This is a genomic window from Enterobacter cloacae complex sp. 302F9 (assembly GCF_050030335.1).
GTDB classification, from domain to species: Bacteria; Pseudomonadota; Gammaproteobacteria; order Enterobacterales; family Enterobacteriaceae; genus Enterobacter; species Enterobacter hormaechei_C.
The window spans coordinates 401,696-422,304 of the sequence record NZ_JBLGUC010000001.1; the positions used below are offsets into that span (position 1 = coordinate 401,696).

13 protein-coding genes, 2 tRNA genes, 3 rRNA genes and 1 pseudogene are annotated in these 20,609 nt (G+C 53.7%); 9 read left to right on the plus strand and 10 right to left on the minus strand.

Annotated elements, in window-relative coordinates:
* Positions 1 to 17 precede the first annotated feature (17 nt).
* From phnC to ACQG0T_RS01945, 3 genes are all read right to left on the minus strand, one after another.
* Positions 18 to 806 (minus strand): phosphonate ABC transporter ATP-binding protein, encoded by a 789-nt coding sequence (gene phnC, locus ACQG0T_RS01935; protein ID WP_003860210.1) that lies wholly within the window; start codon positions 804 to 806, stop codon positions 18 to 20.
* A gap of 136 nt (positions 807 to 942) precedes the next feature.
* Complete coding sequence (yjdN, locus tag ACQG0T_RS01940) at positions 943 to 1,380, minus strand: VOC family metalloprotein YjdN (protein WP_045327679.1); 438 nt, start codon at positions 1,378 to 1,380, stop codon at positions 943 to 945.
* Positions 1,381 to 1,460: 80 nt separating this feature from the next.
* Positions 1,461 to 1,796, minus strand: a complete 336-nt coding sequence (locus tag ACQG0T_RS01945; protein ID WP_003860206.1) for a zinc ribbon domain-containing protein YjdM — start codon at positions 1,794 to 1,796, stop codon at positions 1,461 to 1,463.
* Positions 1,797 to 2,387: 591 nt separating this feature from the next.
* Here ACQG0T_RS01945 and crfC point away from each other — a divergent pair.
* On the plus strand, positions 2,388 to 4,742 hold the full coding sequence (gene crfC / locus ACQG0T_RS01950) for a clamp-binding protein CrfC (protein ID WP_271040526.1): 2,355 nt from the start codon (positions 2,388 to 2,390) through the stop codon (positions 4,740 to 4,742).
* A complete protein-coding gene (locus ACQG0T_RS01955) occupies positions 4,739 to 5,617 on the plus strand; it encodes a diguanylate cyclase regulator RdcB family protein (RefSeq protein ID WP_023295782.1) in 879 nt (292 codons plus the stop codon). The genes crfC and ACQG0T_RS01955 overlap by 4 nt, the downstream gene beginning before the upstream one ends.
* 33 nt (positions 5,618 to 5,650) lie before the next feature.
* Here ACQG0T_RS01955 and kdgT read toward each other — a convergent pair whose 3' ends face one another.
* Positions 5,651 to 6,643, minus strand: a complete 993-nt coding sequence (gene kdgT, locus ACQG0T_RS01960) for a 2-keto-3-deoxygluconate transporter (protein ID WP_017382657.1) — start codon at positions 6,641 to 6,643, stop codon at positions 5,651 to 5,653.
* Positions 6,644 to 7,289: 646 nt separating this feature from the next.
* Here kdgT and proP point away from each other — a divergent pair.
* Complete coding sequence (gene proP / locus ACQG0T_RS01965) at positions 7,290 to 8,792, plus strand: glycine betaine/L-proline transporter ProP (protein WP_015570231.1); 1,503 nt, start codon at positions 7,290 to 7,292, stop codon at positions 8,790 to 8,792.
* A 33-nt stretch (positions 8,793 to 8,825) separates the two neighbouring features.
* Here proP and ACQG0T_RS01970 read toward each other — a convergent pair whose 3' ends face one another.
* Positions 8,826 to 9,779 carry a nickel/cobalt transporter gene (locus ACQG0T_RS01970; protein WP_045340455.1) on the minus strand — a complete coding sequence of 318 codons (954 nt, stop codon included), beginning with the start codon at positions 9,777 to 9,779 and terminating at the stop codon, positions 8,826 to 8,828.
* A gap of 485 nt (positions 9,780 to 10,264) precedes the next feature.
* On the opposite strand from ACQG0T_RS01970, the gene ACQG0T_RS01975 reads away from it, so the two are divergent.
* The 4 genes from ACQG0T_RS01975 to rrf all read left to right on the plus strand — a co-directional run bounded on the left by ACQG0T_RS01975 (position 10,265) and on the right by rrf (position 15,372).
* A 16S ribosomal RNA gene (locus ACQG0T_RS01975) occupies positions 10,265 to 11,806 on the plus strand.
* A gap of 84 nt (positions 11,807 to 11,890) precedes the next feature.
* Positions 11,891 to 11,966: transfer RNA gene (locus ACQG0T_RS01980), tRNA-Glu, on the plus strand.
* Positions 11,967 to 12,158: 192 nt separating this feature from the next.
* Positions 12,159 to 15,064 (plus strand): 23S ribosomal RNA (locus tag ACQG0T_RS01985).
* Between the two features lie 192 nt (positions 15,065 to 15,256).
* Positions 15,257 to 15,372, plus strand: a 5S ribosomal RNA gene (gene rrf / locus ACQG0T_RS01990).
* Together the 16S, 23S and 5S rRNA genes with 1 tRNA gene alongside form the textbook arrangement of a ribosomal RNA operon.
* Before the next feature lie 107 nt (positions 15,373 to 15,479).
* Here the strand turns inward: rrf and ACQG0T_RS01995 are convergent.
* The gene (locus ACQG0T_RS01995; protein ID WP_026094410.1) at positions 15,480 to 16,097 is read right to left on the minus strand and encodes a DUF2238 domain-containing protein; all 618 of its coding nucleotides are present in this window, start codon (positions 16,095 to 16,097) and stop codon (positions 15,480 to 15,482) included.
* Between the two features lie 113 nt (positions 16,098 to 16,210).
* Positions 16,211 to 16,286 (minus strand) — tRNA-Phe (locus ACQG0T_RS02000).
* 169 nt (positions 16,287 to 16,455) lie between these two features.
* On the opposite strand from ACQG0T_RS02000, the gene ACQG0T_RS02005 reads away from it, so the two are divergent.
* Together ACQG0T_RS02005 and ACQG0T_RS02010 are read left to right on the plus strand one after the other, a co-directional pair.
* The gene (locus ACQG0T_RS02005; protein WP_040117102.1) at positions 16,456 to 17,301 is read left to right on the plus strand and encodes an AraC family transcriptional regulator; all 846 of its coding nucleotides are present in this window, start codon (positions 16,456 to 16,458) and stop codon (positions 17,299 to 17,301) included.
* Positions 17,302 to 17,338: 37 nt separating this feature from the next.
* Positions 17,339 to 17,915: pseudogene (locus ACQG0T_RS02010) on the plus strand (LysE family translocator).
* Here the strand turns inward: ACQG0T_RS02010 and ACQG0T_RS02015 are convergent.
* Genes ACQG0T_RS02015 through cutA form a run of 3 tightly spaced genes read right to left on the minus strand, consistent with a single transcriptional unit; the run spans position 17,912 to position 20,527 of the window.
* Positions 17,912 to 18,487 carry a transcriptional regulator gene (locus ACQG0T_RS02015; protein ID WP_017383972.1) on the minus strand — a complete coding sequence of 192 codons (576 nt, stop codon included), beginning with the start codon at positions 18,485 to 18,487 and terminating at the stop codon, positions 17,912 to 17,914. The pseudogene ACQG0T_RS02010 and the gene ACQG0T_RS02015 sit on opposite strands and share 4 nt — an antisense overlap.
* A gap of 49 nt (positions 18,488 to 18,536) precedes the next feature.
* Entirely contained in the window at positions 18,537 to 20,228 is a 1,692-nt protein-coding gene (locus ACQG0T_RS02020) for a protein-disulfide reductase DsbD (protein WP_017694687.1), read from the minus strand.
* Entirely contained in the window at positions 20,204 to 20,527 is a 324-nt protein-coding gene (gene cutA, locus ACQG0T_RS02025) for a divalent cation tolerance protein CutA (RefSeq protein WP_003855908.1), read from the minus strand. The genes ACQG0T_RS02020 and cutA overlap by 25 nt, the downstream gene beginning before the upstream one ends.
* Between the last annotated feature and the right edge of the window lie 82 nt (positions 20,528 to 20,609).

Genomic DNA, 20,609 nt, shown 5'->3' on the forward strand with positions numbered 1-20,609 from the left:
TCCTCGTTATGGGGACGTTAAGCAGCCTGCGCGCGCTCTTCGACGCGGTTTACGCTGCGGTAGAGATGATCGAAACGTTCGTTATCAAACTGGTGGCTTGCGCCATCGAAGAACACATGGCCCTGACGCAGGGCGACGATGCGCTCGCAGTAGCGCAGGGCGTAATCCACCTGATGCAGCGTCACCACCACGGTGATGCCGTCGTTCTGGTTGATGTCGCGCAGGGTTTCCATCACGATGCGGGCCGATTCCGGATCCAGCGAGGCGATAGGTTCATCGGCCAGAATGATTTTGGCTTTCTGCATCAGGGCGCGGGCGATGGCGACGCGCTGCTGCTGTCCGCCGGAGAGCGTGGAGACGCGCTGGTGGGCGAAATGCGCCATGCCGACGCGGGTCAGCGCCTGTAAGGCTTCTTGCTTCTGGGATGGGGAGAACCAGCGCAGGCAGGTGCGCCAGAACGGGGTGCTGCCGAGCGCGCCTATCAGCACGTTCTCGAGCACGGTCAGGCGGTTCACCAGGTTGAACTGCTGAAAGATATAGCCCGTCTGAGCGCGGCTTTTGCGAATATCGCTCGCCAGACGCCCCGCATGTTGCACGGTGTTCCCCAACAGTTCGACGCGGCTTTCCGGCGTTTTGTCACAGGTAATCAGGCCGCTCAAGTGACGAAGAAGGGTGGATTTACCTGAACCAGACGGCCCCAACAGCGCCACCATTTCGCCCTGCTGGACGGTCAGATCAACGGCATGCAGCGCCTTGTTGTGATGGAAGGTTTTGCTCAGTTTCTCGACGCGAATGACAGTTTGCATGTGCCGGGCCTCACGATAAATGTGGCCTCATGCTGGCGCATCAATATGACATTTGGGTTAAGTCTCGGTTGCGGGAATTTGAAGAGTTGAGGGGAGTTTGATGACAGGCGGAGGCAGACTGCCCACCGCCCGAAAATTAGTGCTGCTGCTTAACGACGTTAATCATCCACGGCACGCCGTATTTATCGGTGACTTTCCCGAATCCGTGCGCCCAGAAAGTCTCCTGCCAGGCCATTTCGACATTGCCACCATCAGAGAGGTTGTCGAACCAGCGTTTGCCTTCATCCACGTCCTGCGTGTCGAGCACCAGCGTAAATCCGGCGTACTGCGTGCTGCTACCGGGTGGCAGACCATCGCTCATCATGATATCGCTGCCGGCAATGCGGACATTAGAGTGGGCGATGGCGGTATCCGGGAAGTTCATGCCTGACGGACAGCCTTCTTCGCTGTTTTCGTCTTTGGGCATTTCGCCGAAGGTGATTTTGTAGAGGAGTTCTGCGCCGATGGCCTGCTGATAGAAGGCGGTCGCCTCCGCACAGTTGCCGGCGAAAGAGATGTAGGGACTTAACGGCATAATCTTTACCTCACGTAAGAAAAGCCCGTTAAGTGTAGTTCCCGAACGCCCGGTAAGCGAAGCGTCACCGGGCGGGACAATCAGTTCTTTTTCACGAACTCAGATTTCAGTTTCATCGGACCGAAGCCGTCAATTTTGCAGTCGATATTATGATCGCCTTCAACCAGACGGATATTTTTGACTTTAGTGCCGATCTTCAGCATGGAGGAACTGCCTTTTACCTTCAGATCTTTCACAACGGTAACGCTGTCGCCGTCTGCCAGCAGGTTGCCGTTCGCGTCTTTCACGATCAGCGCATCGCTGTCCTGTGCAGGCTCCGCATCGTTCCATTCATGGGCGCATTCCGGGCAAACGAACATGCCATTGTCTTCATAGGTGTATTCAGAATTGCATTTCGGGCAGTGTGGAAGTTGCATGTTGGTATCCTCAAAAGTGTTAACACGCTGGAAAACGCCAGCTAAATGACGGCAGTGTGCCGAAAAAGGCAGCGAGTATAACGCAAATCCCCACTTTTGTCGGTGATATTGTTTTATAAAAATAGCGCATAAATGCGCAAGCGATGACACGAACTGTCAGTGAATTAAGGGAATCTTAAGCCCTGAACGGCAGAGATCGTAATCATGCTAAATGTATCGAATATTTTATTACAGCAAATTGCTACGCTGTGCCATTTCGGATAAGGTGAAGGAACAAGCCGTTATTTATCTATCCTCTTCTGACGCCATACATCTTTTGGCGCCAGGGAATACCTCTCTTTTTTGGTGGGTAAATAACGATGATATATCCTGATGTTTCCTGAAAATGCGTTTTGTCTATTCACTTTTGGCTTTCTGGCCAGGGGATGTTTTACACGTATTACGAGGGTGGTTTTTAAATTCTCATTATCTTCAGTTAGTTGTATTAAATGAACATGTTTTCCATACGTGATCATATAAGCCTGAAAAGTATAATTAAAACATCGTGGCTTAATAAAAGTAATAAATTTGCGTTAAGGGAAGGCTTTTATCATGCACACACAGACCATATTTGAATTAAGCCAGGAAGCTGAACGATTGTTACAGCTCGCTCTGAACAATCTTGATTCATTAAAATCTATGCCGATTGCAAAGCTGGATAGCACAGCCGCTGCGATGAGCGGCGTTAATAACAACGTTTTGCCGTTACATTTTAGCGCACGGGGTGTCGACGCTCAGCAGGCGATGCTGAATAACGAATTACGCAAAATAACCCGCCTCGAAATGGTGCTGGCGATTGTGGGTACCATGAAAGCGGGAAAATCGACCACCATTAATGCGATTGTGGGCACGGAAGTGCTGCCGAACCGCAATCGTCCGATGACGGCACTTCCCACGCTGATCCGCCATACGCCGGGCCAGAAGGAGCCGGTGCTGCATTTTTTGCACGTTTCGCCCATCGATACCCTGATTACCCAGTTGCAGAAAAAACTGTGCGATAAAGATCGCGGTAAGCTGGCGCGGCGTGTGGAAATCGACAAGGACATGAATACGCTGCTGGAGCGCATAGAAAGAGGTGAGGCGTTTGAAAAACATCACCTGGGCGCGGAGCCCATCTTTCATTGTCTGAAAAGCCTGAACGATCTGGTGCGGCTGTCTCAGGCGCTGGGCGTGGAGTTTCCGTTCTCTGAGTATGCCGCGATAGAACATATTCCGGTGATTGAGGTGGAGTTTGTGCATCTCGCCGGTCTGGATGCGCACCTGGGGCAACTGACGCTGCTCGACACGCCGGGGCCGAACGAGGCCGGTCAGCCGCACCTGCAAAAAATGCTCAGCGAGCAGCTGGCGCGCGCCTCCGCCGTGCTGGCGGTGATGGACTATACACAGCTTAAATCTATTTCTGATGCGGAGGTTCGTCAGGCAATTTCGGCTGCCGGGAAATCCGTGCCGCTTTACGCCCTGGTCAACAAATTCGATCAGAAAGATCGTAACAGCGACGATGAAGAGCAGGTGCGGGCGATGATTTCCGGCACGCTGATGAAAGGAAATATTTCTCCGGGGCAAATTTATCCGGTCTCTTCCATGTGGGCCTATCTGGCAAACCGCGCCCGCTATGAGATGAACGTTCATGGGCGCCTTCCCGATCATCAGGATCAGCGTTGGGTACAGGATTTTGCCGAGGCCGCGCTGGGCCGCCGCTGGCGAACGGCCGACCTGGACGATATTGACCATATTCGCCATGCGGCGGATCTGCTGTGGGAGGATTCGCTGTTCGAACAGCCCATACGCAAACTGATTTACGCGGCTTACGCCAACGCCTCGCTGTTCGCTTTGCGGTCGGCATCGCATAAGCTGCTGAACTATGCGCAAAATGCCAGAGAATACCTGGATTTTCGCCATCAGGGACTGACGGTCGCTTTTGATGAGCTGGAGCTGAATATTGCGCGTCTGGAAGAGGATATGACGTTGCTGCGTCAGCGGCAGAGCGTGGTGAGCGATGAGGTCCAGCATGAAGTTGAAGAGGCGCTCAACACAACGGATGCATTCCTGCTTCGCCAGAAAGGTGAACTTCACCAGGCGCTGGGCGACATTTTTAGCCGCCCGTCTATTCTTGATTTAGCAGGGCGCGAGCCATCCAGTTTGCGTGCAGACGACGCGGATGCGATCCAGCAGCTGGTGCTTGACGATGAAGGGCAGGCGCAGATTGTCCTGAGCAAGATCCGATCGTCATGCGAGCAGATTTTGCTGAATGCGCAGAGCAGAATTGGCCGGGAGCTGGCGTTACGCTTCGATCAGCTGGAGTCTACGCTTGCCCGATCGTTGAATGAGGCGATGCGCCCTATCGAGACGCGAATCAAGGAACAGCTCAGTCATGCCGGATTTCGGGCGCGGATTAGCTTCCCGGCGTTTCAGGCAAACCAGCTTAATTTCAATACGCGCGGCTTATTTAATGATGCCATTGTGCAGGACACCCCTCCCGCCAGTCAGCCAGCCGGGGCAGGCAGCGTACGTAATACCGTCTCGCGCTGGCTCAATAATCCCGGCTGGGGCTGGGAAGAGTATGTCGTGACGCGCACACGCTATGTCATCGACATCGTTCAGCTTCATGGCAAATTTACGCAACATATCGATCAGTTTTGCGATCAAATACGTAAAGCTTTGGCCGCGCAGGTCGATGTCTCTGTTACGGCAGGTATGGCAACGTTCTTTGCAGAGTTTTCGTTGTGCCTGACCGGGTTACAGGAAAGCTTGCGTGATAGCCTTGCCGTGCGGCAGCAGAATGAACATTCAACCCGGGCGCTTAGCCAGTTGTTGAAGCAAAGTATGACTACTGCGGCGTGGATTCAGGAAGATACCCGACTGTTACGCGATGATATTCAAACCTTATTCGCGGCAGAGCAACCATGACAACACAGCTACTGGACGGTCCCGGGCGGACGCTGGAGTGTATTCATCCAAAATTTATGGTCGATTTGGTCCAGGGGGCGGACGCTGCACGTCACTCCCTCCTGGGGCCACAGCAACTGCAATTTCGTGAGCGTTTGACGCAGGAGATCATTACGCAGACCCGGCTGCGGCCGTGGGCAATGGCGGGAATGCTCAACGAAAATGCAGCGCTGCGGCTGGGTCTGGCGGAGAAACTGGCCGGTATGCTCGACCCCGGACACCTTGCGCTGACCCGTATGTCCGACAGGCTGGTAGCCCTGCGCCAGCAGGTGAATCCACGCCTCCCTCAACCGCCCGGATTGTTGCAACAGTACGAAGAGCTCTCCGCACATTTCAACCAGCGTGCCGCCTATAAAGAGAAAGCGCTCGCGCAGCGCGGCCTGACGGTTCAGGCGGGTGAGCACAGCGAGCAAATTTTTACCCGCTGGCGAGCCGGGCAGTATGACGGCTGGTCGCTGGCTGGCCGCTGCTTTATCGTGCTGGAAGAGTTGCGCTGGGGGGCGTTTGGCGATGCCTGTCGTCTGGCGAATAGCGATGTGGCGGCCATGCTGAAAGATAATCTGCGCAGCATGGCCGCAAACTATCTGGCACAGGGAATTAATGCTTCTCCCACCACCCGGCATTTTTACCATCAGTGGCTGACGACGCCCGCTTCTCCCGGTCTGATTGATTATAAAGATATGCTGGGCTGGCTGGGGGACTGGTGTCAGGCGGATAAACATCCGGTGAGCTGGTCAGTGACGCAGAGCTGGCAAACGGTCGCGCTGGGAATGCCGAGACTCTGTTCGGCAAAACGGCTGGTGGATGGCATGGTGGAAGAGATATTTGGTACGTGATTGCCCCCTTTTTTTAAGGAGGGGGCGAAAGGGTTAGTGGTGCATTTCTACCGCTTCAGGTTCTGTCCGGGACTCAGGCACATGCCCAAAGCGTCTGGCATACAGTGCCGTGATGACAGGGACCAGAATTGCCGTCACAATCACGCTGGCGGCAACCAGAGCCGTGGCGGAAGCGGCCACGGGTTCAAAGGCCGGATTAATCTGGGCGATAATCACCGGGTTGGCTACCGCAGCGCCTGCGGCCGAAGAGGCGGCCACGCCCGCGGTTCCGTTGCCGCCCCCGATGACGCGGTCTGCAATAATCAGTGGAATACCCGTGATGACGATGACGGCAACACCCAGCACAATGCCCAGCAGGCCGGTTTCCAGAATCACGTTCAGGTTGATGGTATTGCCCAACGCGAAGCCGAAGAACGGGATCAGTACCGGGGTGGCTTTGCTGAAGAAATCACGCAGATCGTGATCGAGGTTGCCCAGCGCAAAACCAATCAGGAACGGCAGGATCGCCCCGACAAAATGGTGTGGTTCAAAAGAGGCAAGGCCGGCAGAACCCAGAATCAACATCGTCATCAGCGGACCCGACTCCAGGGACATCAGCACGAACGCGCCCGATTCTTCTTTGGTGCCATATTGATTCATCAGGCTGGCATAGAGACCGCCGTTGGTCATATCCATTGCTGAGACTATGGCCAGAACGGATAATCCGGCGAAGAAGCCGGTCTGAATTCCATTCTCCGGAATGAACATTGCACAGATCATGGCAACAACCCAGGCGACCGCAATTTTAGTAATGACCAGCGTCCCTGATTTACGTAATACCGTACCTGTTGCACGCAAGTTAATAGATGCGCCGATGCAAAAGAACCAGACTGCCAGAATCGGTACCGTTCCGGTAATCATACCTTTTGTAAAACCGCCAAAATAAGCACCGGTATTCGGGGCCAGCGTATTTAATATCGCGCCAAGTACCAGCGGGACCAGCATCATCCCGCCCGGGATGCGTTCTATTGTTGCTTTAATCTTCATCATTAACCCTCACATCTCGTCCGCATGGCTGGCGGAAAGCTCAAAAAATAGATCAACAAATTCAAAAGATTGCCTTTTTTAGGGCCAATCGATTCGTTATTTATGCTGTAGAGCGAAATTCAGGTGTTCAGCATTCCTTCATTTGAAAGCCGCTGGGATATCGTGTTCGGATTTATCATGCGATCTTTGGAATTGTGATTCAACGAAAATAAAACGCTGTTTTAGTTATCTTCGTCACATATTGAATGTAAACAGGATTGCCCACTGTTAATAATTGAATTTTGTGTAAATTCGCTGTGAAAAAATGTGCTTGCATTTTGTTTGGGGAGGAATAATAACGGGCGTTAAGATCTGTTTGATAAGGGGGTTTAGAATGACCTTATTTATCGTGAATTGACAAAAGCTGAAGGCAACTTACGAACAGGAAAAATAAGTGTGAAGTTGATCACATATATAAACGCTGGTAGGGTAAAAAGGTCTTTAACTGCCCAGACAGGCGTCAACAGGTTCGGTTGTATTGAGGTAAAACGTCAATGTAAGTAAACCTGCTACGCTTGAATAAGGAGATTCGCATGGAGCGGATCTCTGGTTCACAGCTTGCAAAATGCGCTGTGAAACGGACGGGGCTGAGTCTACGAGGAAAGCTATGCTTAGAAGGAAAAAAGTAAAACCCATCACGCTGCGCGATGTCACCATTATTGATGACGCGAAACTGCGCAAAGCGATTACAGCGGCCTCGCTCGGTAATGCGATGGAGTGGTTCGATTTTGGTGTTTACGGCTTTGTGGCCTATGCACTTGGTAAAGTGTTCTTCCCTGGTGCCGATCCCAGCTTGCAGATGATTGCTGCGCTGGGTACGTTCTCCGTTCCCTTCCTGATTCGTCCTCTCGGTGGCCTTTTCTTCGGCATGCTGGGTGATAAATATGGTCGCCAGAAGATCCTGGCTATTACCATTGTCATCATGTCGATAAGTACATTCTGTATCGGCCTTATTCCGTCGTATGCAACTATTGGTATATGGGCGCCGATTCTGCTGTTGATCTGTAAGATGGCGCAGGGCTTCTCCGTTGGTGGCGAATATACCGGCGCATCGATTTTTGTCGCTGAATATTCTCCGGACCGTAAACGTGGCTTTATGGGCAGCTGGCTGGACTTTGGTTCGATTGCCGGTTTTGTCATGGGCGCGGGGGTTGTGGTTCTGATCTCAACCGTAGTGGGTGAAGAGAACTTCCTTGACTGGGGCTGGCGTATTCCGTTCTTCCTGGCGCTGCCGCTGGGCATCATTGGGCTTTATCTGCGTCACGCCCTGGAAGAGACGCCTGCGTTCCAGCAGCACGTTGAAAAGCTGGAGCAGGGTGACCGTGAAGGGTTACAGGATGGCCCGAAAGTGTCGTTCAAGGAGATTGCGACCAAACACTGGCGCAGCCTGCTGACCTGTATTGGTCTGGTGATTTCCACCAACGTCACCTATTACATGCTGTTGACCTACATGCCGAGCTACCTGTCGCATAACCTGCACTACTCGGAAGACCACGGTGTGCTGATTATTATCGCCATCATGGTGGGTATGCTGTTTGTGCAGCCGATTATGGGTCTGCTGAGCGACCGCTTTGGCCGTAAGCCATTCATTATTCTCGGCAGCGTAGCCCTGTTCGCACTGGCAATCCCGGCCTTTATTCTGATTAACAGCAATGTGCTGGGGCTGATTTTCGCCGGTCTGCTGATGCTGGCGGTGATCCTCAACTGCTTCATCGGGGTGATGGCTTCTACGCTGCCGGCAATGTTCCCGACGCATATTCGCTACAGTGCGCTGGCGGCAGCCTTTAATATCTCCGTTCTGATTGCGGGCCTGACGCCGACGCTTGCTGCTTCACTGGTGGAGAGCACGCAGAACCTGATGATGCCTGCTTACTATCTGATGGTCATTGCGGTGATCGGCCTGATTACCGGTATTACCATGAAGGAGACGGCGAATCGTCCGTTGAAAGGGGCAACGCCTGCGGCGTCTGATATTCAGGAAGCGAAAGAGATCCTGCGTGAGCACTACGATAATGTAGAGCAGAAGATTGAAGATATTGACGCAGAGATTGAGGCGCTCCAGACAAAACGCTCTCGCCTTGTCGATCAGCATCCTCGAATTAACGAGTGATAAAAAAACCCGCCGCTGGCGGGTTTTCTTTTATTAGCATCCTGCGGCAATATAGTCGCCGCCGGCGCTGACGGGGATCACCGTCAGGAACAGGATCGTCGCGAACAGTATCAGAACAATCCCTCCGGCAATTTTGACCATCGGCATTACCCAGTTCAGGGACGTGCCGCCGCCAAACCAGGTTACTGTGCGTTCACGCGCGTAACGTACTGCCAGCGACAGCCCCATAATCGACAGCGCCGTGCCCAGCGACATTGTCATCACAGCAGCAATCCCCCAGCTAATAATACCGAGCGCATTCGAGAACATCAGGATCATAATTGCCCCGCTGCACGGGCGTGCGCCAATGGCCAGCACCACGCCCAGACGGGTTTTCCAGTCGCTTTTAGTCAGATCCACCCCTACGCCGTGATGGCCGCAGCCACAGCGTTCATTATGCTGGTGAAGCGGCTTGATGGCGCTAATCGCCATTTTGCGCGGACGCAGGCTGCTGAGCGCCTGATAAATGATAAACGCACCGAAGACGGCAATCAGCACGGCGCTGATTTTCTCGACGTACCAACGGCTGGTGCTGATATCTCCTGACGCGAGGTTCAATCCAACCGCCAGGATAAAGACAAAGACGATCGCGATGACGCCCTGCATCATGCTACCGATAAACGGTACGACGCGCGCCGCGAGCTGGCTCTCTTTATTGGTGGTGAGATACGTGGTAACGATAAATTTGCCGTGCCCAGGTCCAACGGCATGGAGTACACCATAAAGAAACGCACCGGTTAACAACCATAGCCCACCGCTGTACTGATGATTATTAAGTTGCAGCAGATACATCACCAGATATCGGTGCAGGGTGATTTGGGTGGCGAGGCACCACTGAATAAAAGCATTCCAGTGCGTATGCAGTGCAAAACCTGCCATAAGTAACACCAGCACGGCGAGCCCGGCGGTTGGGGTACGCCAGTCACGTTGAAGTCGTTGTGTCGTCATGAGGTTGGCCCGCGAGAGAAATATTTGCCGCTAGTATAGTGTTCAAATCGCTGGATCACACCGGGATCGTCAATGGATTGTGGATAAGTCTGTGTGTAAAAAGGTATAAGGCGGGGTTTTGCTGGGGAATACAGCAGTCAGTCATTTTTTTGCAACTTTTCTGTTGCGGTCGCTCGGGAACTCCCTATAATGCGCCTCCATCGACACGGCGGATGTGAATCACTTCACAGATAACCCGGTCGGCTGAAGAGAAAAAATCCTGAAATAACGGGTTGACTCTGAAAGAGGAAAGCGTAATATACGCCACCTCGCGACAGCGCGCTGAAGCGCGTCGCAACTGCTCTTTAACAATTTATCAGACAATCTGTGTGGGCACTCAAAGTGACATGGATTCTTAATGTCTTCGGACACTAAATGAATACCAAGTCTCAACGAGTGAACACGTAATTCATTACGAAGTTTAATTCATTGAGCATCAAACTTTTAAATTGAAGAGTTTGATCATGGCTCAGATTGAACGCTGGCGGCAGGCCTAACACATGCAAGTCGAACGGTAACAGGAAGCAGCTTGCTGCTTTGCTGACGAGTGGCGGACGGGTGAGTAATGTCTGGGAAACTGCCTGATGGAGGGGGATAACTACTGGAAACGGTAGCTAATACCGCATAACGTCGCAAGACCAAAGAGGGGGACCTTCGGGCCTCTTGCCATCGGATGTGCCCAGATGGGATTAGCTAGTAGGTGGGGTAACGGCTCACCTAGGCGACGATCCCTAGCTGGTCTGAGAGGATGACCAGCCACACTGGAACTGAGACACGGTCCAGACTCCTACGGGAGGCAGCAGTGGGGAATATTGCACAATGGGCGCAAGCCTGATGCAGCCATGCCGCGTGTATGAAGAAGGCCTTCGGGTTGTAAAGTACTTTCAGCGGGGAGGAAGGTGTTGAGGTTAATAACCTCAGCAATTGACGTTACCCGCAGAAGAAGCACCGGCTAACTCCGTGCCAGCAGCCGCGGTAATACGGAGGGTGCAAGCGTTAATCGGAATTACTGGGCGTAAAGCGCACGCAGGCGGTCTGTCAAGTCGGATGTGAAATCCCCGGGCTCAACCTGGGAACTGCATTCGAAACTGGCAGGCTAGAGTCTTGTAGAGGGGGGTAGAATTCCAGGTGTAGCGGTGAAATGCGTAGAGATCTGGAGGAATACCGGTGGCGAAGGCGGCCCCCTGGACAAAGACTGACGCTCAGGTGCGAAAGCGTGGGGAGCAAACAGGATTAGATACCCTGGTAGTCCACGCCGTAAACGATGTCGACTTGGAGGTTGTGCCCTTGAGGCGTGGCTTCCGGAGCTAACGCGTTAAGTCGACCGCCTGGGGAGTACGGCCGCAAGGTTAAAACTCAAATGAATTGACGGGGGCCCGCACAAGCGGTGGAGCATGTGGTTTAATTCGATGCAACGCGAAGAACCTTACCTACTCTTGACATCCAGAGAACTTAGCAGAGATGCTTTGGTGCCTTCGGGAACTCTGAGACAGGTGCTGCATGGCTGTCGTCAGCTCGTGTTGTGAAATGTTGGGTTAAGTCCCGCAACGAGCGCAACCCTTATCCTTTGTTGCCAGCGGTTAGGCCGGGAACTCAAAGGAGACTGCCAGTGATAAACTGGAGGAAGGTGGGGATGACGTCAAGTCATCATGGCCCTTACGAGTAGGGCTACACACGTGCTACAATGGCGCATACAAAGAGAAGCGACCTCGCGAGAGCAAGCGGACCTCATAAAGTGCGTCGTAGTCCGGATTGGAGTCTGCAACTCGACTCCATGAAGTCGGAATCGCTAGTAATCGTGGATCAGAATGCCACGGTGAATACGTTCCCGGGCCTTGTACACACCGCCCGTCACACCATGGGAGTGGGTTGCAAAAGAAGTAGGTAGCTTAACCTTCGGGAGGGCGCTTACCACTTTGTGATTCATGACTGGGGTGAAGTCGTAACAAGGTAACCGTAGGGGAACCTGCGGTTGGATCACCTCCTTACCTTAAAGAACCTGCCTTTGCAGTGCTCACACAGATTGTCTGATGAAAAGTAAATAGCAAGGCGTCTTGCGATTGAGACTGTACGTCCCCTTCGTCTAGAGGCCCAGGACACCGCCCTTTCACGGCGGTAACAGGGGTTCGAATCCCCTAGGGGACGCCACTTGCTGGTTCGTGAGTGAAAGTCACCTGCCTTAATATCTCAAAACTGACTTGCGAGTCATGTTTGAGATATTTGCTCTTTAAAAATCTGGATCAAGCTGAAAATTGAAACGACACACAGCTCATGTGTGTTCGAGTCTCTCAAATTTTCGCAAGTCGATGGTGAATCGAAAGAAACATCTTCGGGTTGTGAGGTTAAGCGACTAAGCGTACACGGTGGATGCCCTGGCAGTCAGAGGCGATGAAGGACGTGCTAATCTGCGAAAAGCGCCGGCGAGGTGATATGAACCCTTGACCCGGCGATGTCCGAATGGGGAAACCCAGTGCAATCCGTTGCACTATCGTTAACTGAATACATAGGTTAACGAGGCGAACCGGGGGAACTGAAACATCTAAGTACCCCGAGGAAAAGAAATCAACCGAGATTCCCCCAGTAGCGGCGAGCGAACGGGGAGCAGCCCGGAGTCTGAATCAGCTTGTGTGTTAGTGGAACGGTCTGGAAAGTCCGACGGTACAGGGTGATAGTCCCGTACACGAAAGCACACATGCTGTGAACTCGAAGAGTAGGGCGGGACACGTGGTATCCTGTCTGAATATGGGGGGACCATCCTCCAAGGCTAAATACTCCTGACTGACCGATAGTGAACCAGTACCGTGAGGGAAAGGCGAAAAGAACCCCGGCGAGGGGAGTGAAAAAGAACCTGAAACCGTGTACGTACAAGCAGTGGGAGCCTCTTTATGGGGTGACTGCGTACCTTTTGTATAATGGGTCAGCGACTTATATTCTGTAGCAAGGTTAACCGTATAGGGGAGCCGAAGGGAAACCGAGTCTTAACTGGGCGTTAAGTTGCAGGGTATAGACCCGAAACCCGGTGATCTAGCCATGGGCAGGTTGAAGGTTGGGTAACACTAACTGGAGGACCGAACCGACTAATGTTGAAAAATTAGCGGATGACCTGTGGCTGGGGGTGAAAGGCCAATCAAACCGGGAGATAGCTGGTTCTCCCCGAAAGCTATTTAGGTAGCGCCTCGTGAACTCATCTTCGGGGGTAGAGCACTGTTTCGGCTAGGGGGCCATCCCGGCTTACCAACCCGATGCAAACTACGAATACCGAAGAATGTTATCACGGGAGACACACGGCGGGTGCTAACGTCCGTCGTGAAGAGGGAAACAACCCAGACCGCCAGCTAAGGTCCCAAAGTCATGGTTAAGTGGGAAACGATGTGGGAAGGCACAGACAGCCAGGATGTTGGCTTAGAAGCAGCCATCATTTAAAGAAAGCGTAATAGCTCACTGGTCGAGTCGGCCTGCGCGGAAGATGTAACGGGGCTAAACCATGCACCGAAGCTGCGGCAGCGACGCTTATGCGTTGTTGGGTAGGGGAGCGTTCTGTAAGCCGTTGAAGGTGTGCTGTGAGGCATGCTGGAGGTATCAGAAGTGCGAATGCTGACATAAGTAACGATAAAGCGGGTGAAAAGCCCGCTCGCCGGAAGACCAAGGGTTCCTGTCCAACGTTAATCGGGGCAGGGTGAGTCGACCCCTAAGGCGAGGCCGAAAGGCGTAGTCGATGGGAAACAGGTTAATATTCCTGTACTTGGTGTTACTGCGAAGGGGGGACGGAGAAGGCTATGTCAGCCGGGCGACGGTTGTCCCGGTTTAAACATGTAGGCGGAGGTTCCAGGTAAATCCGGTACCTTGTTAACGCTGAGGTGTGATGACGAGGCACTACGGTGCTGAAGTGATAAATGCCCTGCTTCCAGGAAAAGCCTCTAAGCATCAGGTAACACGAAATCGTACCCCAAACCGACACAGGTGGTCAGGTAGAGAATACCAAGGCGCTTGAGAGAACTCGGGTGAAGGAACTAGGCAAAATGGTGCCGTAACTTCGGGAGAAGGCACGCTGATGTGTAGGTGAAGCCCCTGCGGGCGGAGCTGAAATCAGTCGAAGATACCAGCTGGCTGCAACTGTTTATTAAAAACACAGCACTGTGCAAACACGAAAGTGGACGTATACGGTGTGACGCCTGCCCGGTGCCGGAAGGTTAATTGATGGGGTTAGCGGCAACGCGAAGCTCTTGATCGAAGCCCCGGTAAACGGCGGCCGTAACTATAACGGTCCTAAGGTAGCGAAATTCCTTGTCGGGTAAGTTCCGACCTGCACGAATGGCGTAATGATGGCCAGGCTGTCTCCACCCGAGACTCAGTGAAATTGAACTCGCTGTGAAGATGCAGTGTACCCGCGGCAAGACGGAAAGACCCCGTGAACCTTTACTATAGCTTGACACTGAACACTGGTCCTTGATGTGTAGGATAGGTGGGAGGCTTTGAAGCGTGGACGCCAGTCTGCGTGGAGCCAACCTTGAAATACCACCCTTTAATGGCTGGTGTTCTAACGTAGACCCGTAATCCGGGTTGCGGACAGTGTCTGGTGGGTAGTTTGACTGGGGCGGTCTCCTCCCAAAGAGTAACGGAGGAGCACGAAGGTTGGCTAATCCTGGTCGGACATCAGGAGGTTAGTGCAATGGCATAAGCCAGCTTGACTGCGAGCGTGACGGCGCGAGCAGGTGCGAAAGCAGGTCATAGTGATCCGGTGGTTCTGAATGGAAGGGCCATCGCTCAACGGATAAAAGGTACTCCGGGGATAACAGGCTGATACCGCCCAAGAGTTCATATCGACGGCGGTGTTTGGCACCTCGATGTCGGCTCATCACATCCTGGGGCTGAAGTAGGTCCCAAGGGTATGGCTGTTCGCCATTTAAAGTGGTACGCGAGCTGGGTTTAGAACGTCGTGAGACAGTTCGGTCCCTATCTGCCGTGGGCGCTGGAGAATTGAGGGGGGCTGCTCCTAGTACGAGAGGACCGGAGTGGACGCATCACTGGTGTTCGGGTTGTCATGCCAATGGCACTGCCCGGTAGCTAAATGCGGAAGAGATAAGTGCTGAAAGCATCTAAGCACGAAACTTGCCCCGAGATGAGTTCTCCCTGAGACTTTAAGTCTCCTGAAGGAACGTTGAAGACGACGACGTTGATAGGTCGGGTGTGTAAGCGCAGCGATGCGTTGAGCTAACCGATACTAATGAACCGTGAGGCTTAACCTTACAACGCCGAAGGTGTTTTGGCGAAGAGACAGACACGATTTTCAGCTTAGATTCAGAGTCCGAAGGATTTTGCGCTGAGACAAGGCGGCAAACGAAGGAAAGGAAGGAGCATACTGAGGTATGTGACTGACTTTACGAGAGCAGCCAACGCAGTATCAGTGCGAAAGACACAGGACAGAGCACAAGAATTTGCCTGGCGGCTGTAGCGCGGTGGTCCCACCTGACCCCATGCCGAACTCAGAAGTGAAACGCCGTAGCGCCGATGGTAGTGTGGGGTCTCCCCATGTGAGAGTAGGGAACTGCCAGGCATCAAACAAGTGAAGAGGCCATCCGGAAGGATGGCCTTTTTGCGTTTGTTTGTTGAAAAACGGCAGGCCGAGCAAGGCGAAGCCGCCACCCGGCAACTCAGAGCGTACTATCCCTGACAAACATTCAAACGAAGCAATTGCCGCTGATGGAAACGCCCAAGGATCAGCACCGTCGTTAACGCACCAAGCAGCGCGCAAAACATATCAGACTGGGTATCCCATGGATCGCCCTGCGTCCCCAGAAAATCATCCGCACCCTGTCCCATTGCCAAAGCTGCCCACCACTCAATGAGTTCATAGGTGGCGCTAATGGCCAGAGCAACACAGCACACCAGAAATCCCGTCATCTTATGTCCACGAACATACCCACCGCGCAGCAGAATTTCTCGCGCTGCCAGTGCGGGAACCAGCCCCTGGAAGAAGTGACCGAGCTTGTCATACGGATTTCGGCTAAGCCCGAGCATCTCCTGAACCTCAAAACCAACCGGAACCTTTGCATAAGTGTACATACCACCAACCATCAGAATGATGGCGTGGAAGAAAACCAGGGTATAGAGAAGGGGAGTCAGGGGGTATCGCCGGTGCGTGGCAAGCAGAAGTGGGATGATGATAATGACGGGCGTCACCTCCATCAGCCAGGTGATGCGATCGCTCGTGAACAGGCCGGTATAAAACAGGATCAACAGCAGGAGCAGTGACCCGACTTTTAAAGCAGATAAGGTCATATCATTTTCATTGTCAGGGAAAAAAATCACTATTACCTGACAGAAGGGAAAATTCAATGCGTAGCAGATACAGAAAAGCAAAAACCCAGCCATAGGCTGGGTTCTTTAAATAGTGGTGCCCGGACTCGGAATCGAACCAAGGACACGGGGATTTTCAATCCCCTGCTCTACCGACTGAGCTATCCGGGCAACGGAGCGCATTAAACCGCAATCGCGCGCGATCGTCAACATTATTTCGGGAAAAGCTGTTCAACTGCTTAAGTTTGCGGCAATCTGTCCGTTTGTGCCCTGGAATTGCACAAATCTTCCAGACAGTTCAGGCAAGATGTGACAATGCTGACGGTAAGAGGAGGGCAGTATGGCAAACGACTGGCTTGAGCTGCGTCAGCATGCAGAAACAGGTATTGAGACAATTAAGGCGCATTTCGAAGGACATGCCTTTGATCCCCACTGGCATGATAGCTATCTGGTCGGAATAACCCTTTCCGGCACCCAGCAGTTCCACTGTCGCCGTGAACGCCACCGTAGCCAGCCGGGCGATGCTTTTTTACTTGAGCCCGGGGAGATCCATGACGGTGATGCACCGGTAGAGGGGGGCTTTACTTATCTGACCTTTTATCTGGATGAACACTGGCTCACCCGTACGCTTCAAGGGCTGTACGACTCTACTCCCGGGAGCTACACCCTCCACTTTGCCCAAACGCTGACGCGAGAGCCACAGTTGGTGCGCGCTATCGGTGATACATTTGCCTCGTTGCATAACGATGAGATGAAGATCGTCCAACAGAGCACAATGGATAACCTGCTCTCTCAGATCACTGCCCACTGCCACTGGCGTAAGAAACTCCCGTCTCAGCTACAAAGCTCCGCCGTGGCGCATCGTGCCCGCGACTATCTTTATGCGCATATCGGCGAGAACGTGGGGCTGTCAGACCTTGCCCGTGAGACGGGTACGGATCGCTTTACGCTCACCCGCTGTTTTAAGCGCGAATTTCATCTGGCACCGCACGCCTGGCTTATCCAGCTGCGCCTGGCAAAGGCCCGACAGATGCTGGCGTGTGGGGAACTGCCTGTTGATGTTGCGGCGGTAGTGGGTTTTGCCGATCAAAGCCATCTTGGTCGCTGGTTCCAGCGGGCATACCGTATTTCTCCGGCACACTACCGTCGGTTGTGCACAAACCTTCCAGACGTTTCCAGAAAATAACGGCACATTCGTGGCTCTAATAAAAAAGGAGTCACCTGTGAATTTATTACCCTTCCTGCTGTTTGCATTTGTCGCCTCGATTACACCGGGGCCAACCAATATTCTGGTACTGGCTAACAGTCAGCACTTTGGCGTAAAAAATACGGTTCCTGCGATCCTGGGCGGGTGTATTGCCGCCAGCGCTATTGTTCTGGTTTCAGGCGCAGGGGCAGGAGAAGTGTTACGTCAATATCCGCTGATACGTCAGTTAATGAGCTGGGCGGGCGTGCTGTGGCTTTCCTGGATGAGCTGGCAGCTGTTTAGCGCCCCGGCCGCGACTCCATGTCCGCTTTACCGCGCGGGCGGCGGCGTTATTACAGGTTGTAAACCCAAAAACGTGGATGATGGCGCTGGCAGTTGTCAGCCTGTTTGCTCCGGCAAGCGACCATGCATTTCGGGATATTGCGCTGATGGCGCTATGGTTTCTGGCGATCTCCGTGGTCTGTTTGTTGTGCTGGGCGTGGCTGGGGAAGGCGGTGAACCGGATTTTCCGCACCACCGTGGCGATGGTGCGATTTCAGCGCGCGATGGCGCTGTGTTTGTTTATTTCCGCCTGGACGGGAATGCTGGCTTAGGTCAGAGCACCACCCATACGACACTGCGCGAACCGCAAAATATCTTCCGCCAGACGGTGCGCCGTATCCACATCCGCCTGGCTACGGTTCACCAACATGCGGCTCAGGCAACCTTCCAGCACCAGCTCCATCTGCTTCGCGACCATTGCCGGATCATCCACTTCAAGTGTGGTCAGCAGCTCGTGTGTGAACTCGTGCGCGGCACGTTTTTGCTGATCTGCCAGTTGATGGATGGGGTGTCCGGGATCCGGATAGTAGGTGCAGGCGGCGATAAACAGACAGCCTGGGTAACGGTTGTTGGTTACACACTCCGTCAGTGCGGTATAGCGCGCCAGCAGCTTTTGCTCGGTGGTCAGCTCTTCATTCAGCATCAGCTGCCTGCGCCAGATATCCACCTGCTGGCTGAGATAGCGCAGGGCATCGTACAGCAGCGCCTCTTTATCCGGCCAGAAGCGCTTAAGTTCATCCAGAGGGTAATCGATACGGTCGGCGACCATCTCAAGCGTGGTGCTGGCGATCCCTTGAATCTCAAGCAATTGCAGGGCTTGTCCCAGTACGTCTTCGCGTTGCACGGTTATCTCCTCCGCTATTCCCAACGGTTTGTCCCGTCTAAAGTGTTGTTTACGGTTGGCGATTGCGCAAATGCGCGTTGAATGTCGTCGCGTCCATAAACCCGGTTACACGCTGCGTCGGCTGTTCTTCCCCCTGTTCATTGAAGAACAGGATGGTAGGCAGCCCGAGCACATTAAGTTGCTTCAGTAGAGCCTTATCCTGCGCGCTGTTGGCGGTAACGTTCGCCTGGAGCAGAACGGTATCGCTCAGCGCATGTTGTACCAGCGGATCGCTGAAGGTGTATTTTTCAAACTCTTTGCAGGCCACGCACCAGTCGGCGTAGAGATCGAGCATGACCGGTTTGCCTTTCGCCTGCGCCAGGGCGCGGTTAAGGTCATCCACGTTCTTAATCTGTATAAAATTCAGATGAGCCTGCGTTTGACCTGCCGGGGTGCCAAACGCCCAGTCCTGTAGTGGACGGACGCTCACCAGCGCGGCCGCCAGCAGAAGGATCTGTAGCAGGCGCATCCACGGTTTCTTCGCCCCCAGACTCACGATAAACGCCCAACTGAAGAAGGCCACGCCGAGCATCGCCCACAGACGTGTACCCCACACATCACCAATGATGCGCTCCAGCAGGAATACCGGTAGCGCCAGAATGACAAAACCAAACGCGGTTTTCACCGTCTCCATCCACGGTCCGCTCTTCGGCAGCAGACGATTGCCAAACACCGTCACCAGGATCAGCGGCAGGCCCATGCCGAGCGCGTAGAGGTACAGCGTGCCGCCGCCGAGCCACAGGTTGCCGCTCTGAGCAATGTATAACAGGATGGCGCTCAACGGCGCGGTGGTGCAGGGGGAGCAAATCAGCCCGGCGATGGCACCCATGGCGAACACGCCGCCCGCAGAGCCACCCTGCTGACGGTTGCTCATTAGCGTCAGACGGGTTTGCAGGGAAGAGGGCAGTTGCAGGGTGAACAGGCCAAACATCGACAGCGCCAGCAGAATAAACACCGCTGACAGACCGATAAGCACATAAGGGTGCTGAAGGGCGGCCTGGAACTGCAATCCGGCAGCAGCGACCACGAGGCCGAGCGCCGTATAGGTTAACGCCATGCCCTGCACATAGATAAAGGCCAGCAACAGCGCGCGGGTAGTGGAAAGGCGTTGTTTACCGCCCAGCACGATGCCAGAGATAAGCGGGTACATGGGCAGTACGCAGGGCGTAAAGGCGATGCCGATACCAATCAATAACGCCCAAAGCGCTGAGAACGGAAGGTCTGAAGCGGCTTTGCCTTCACCCCTCTCCCCTGAGGGGAGAGGGGAGGCCGCCGCTTTCACTTCGCTAAGCGGAACGACCTTTGTTTCAGGGGGATAGCAGAAGCCCGCATCGGCGCAGCCCTGATACGTCACCGTCAGGGTAGCGCCTTTATCCGCCTGATTCACCGTGACGGGCACGCTTAAGCGCTGACGATAAATTTCACTCTTACCGTAGAACTCGTCCTCGTGCCACTCGCCAGCGGGCATCTGCAATGCGCCGACGTTCGCCTTTGCCGGCGTGATGCTGACCTGCTTGCGATAGAGGTAGTAACCCTCTTTCACCTGCCAGGTGAGACTGAGATCGTGCTGGTTTTGCTGAAAGTCGAAAACGAACGCCTGGTCGGCAGGAATAAAGTTCGAACGGCCGGGTGCGTCAAACAATCCGGCAAAAGCTGACGTGCTGCACAGCAGCAGGATCAGCGTAATGAAGCGTTGAGCCATGAGAGATAATCGTTATCGCCGTGGACCACTGGCAGAACCAGCAGCTCCGGGGTTTGGTATGGATGATGAGACTTGAGGCAGTCGAGGAGCGCCTGCTGGTTTGTCAGGTTGGTTTTGAGCAACATCTGGACTTCGTACTCTTGCTCCAGCTTACCTTCCCAGTAATAAAGGGAGGTGGCGCCGGGAAGAAGTGTGACACAGGCAGCCAGTTTTTCGGCCAACACTTTGGCGGCCAGATCCTGGGCAGAAGCTTCATCAGGGGCGGTGCACAGTACAACAACAGCATCAGGCGTGTTCACAAGTCGACCTCCTCATCACGAAAGTCTTCACTATATCACGCAAGGCGGTTGGTCATTAATGAAACGGGCCGCAGAGCGGCCC

What these genes read in the sequence shown, in the direction of transcription:
- phnC (WP_003860210.1), bottom strand. Translation starts at nt 806, where the DNA reads ATGCAAACTGTCATTCGCGTCGAGAAACTGAGCAAAACCTTCCATCAC.
- yjdN (WP_045327679.1), bottom strand. Translation starts at nt 1,380, where the DNA reads ATGCCGTTAAGTCCCTACATCTCTTTCGCCGGCAACTGTGCGGAGGCG.
- ACQG0T_RS01945 (WP_003860206.1), bottom strand. Translation starts at nt 1,796, where the DNA reads ATGCAACTTCCACACTGCCCGAAATGCAATTCTGAATACACCTATGAA.
- crfC (WP_271040526.1), top strand. Translation starts at nt 2,388, where the DNA reads ATGCACACACAGACCATATTTGAATTAAGCCAGGAAGCTGAACGATTG.
- ACQG0T_RS01955 (WP_023295782.1), top strand. Translation starts at nt 4,739, where the DNA reads ATGACAACACAGCTACTGGACGGTCCCGGGCGGACGCTGGAGTGTATT.
- kdgT (WP_017382657.1), bottom strand. Translation starts at nt 6,643, where the DNA reads ATGAAGATTAAAGCAACAATAGAACGCATCCCGGGCGGGATGATGCTG.
- proP (WP_015570231.1), top strand. Translation starts at nt 7,290, where the DNA reads ATGCTTAGAAGGAAAAAAGTAAAACCCATCACGCTGCGCGATGTCACC.
- ACQG0T_RS01970 (WP_045340455.1), bottom strand. Translation starts at nt 9,779, where the DNA reads ATGACGACACAACGACTTCAACGTGACTGGCGTACCCCAACCGCCGGG.
- ACQG0T_RS01995 (WP_026094410.1), bottom strand. Translation starts at nt 16,097, where the DNA reads ATGACCTTATCTGCTTTAAAAGTCGGGTCACTGCTCCTGCTGTTGATC.
- ACQG0T_RS02005 (WP_040117102.1), top strand. Translation starts at nt 16,456, where the DNA reads ATGGCAAACGACTGGCTTGAGCTGCGTCAGCATGCAGAAACAGGTATT.
- ACQG0T_RS02020 (WP_017694687.1), bottom strand. Translation starts at nt 20,228, where the DNA reads ATGGCTCAACGCTTCATTACGCTGATCCTGCTGCTGTGCAGCACGTCA.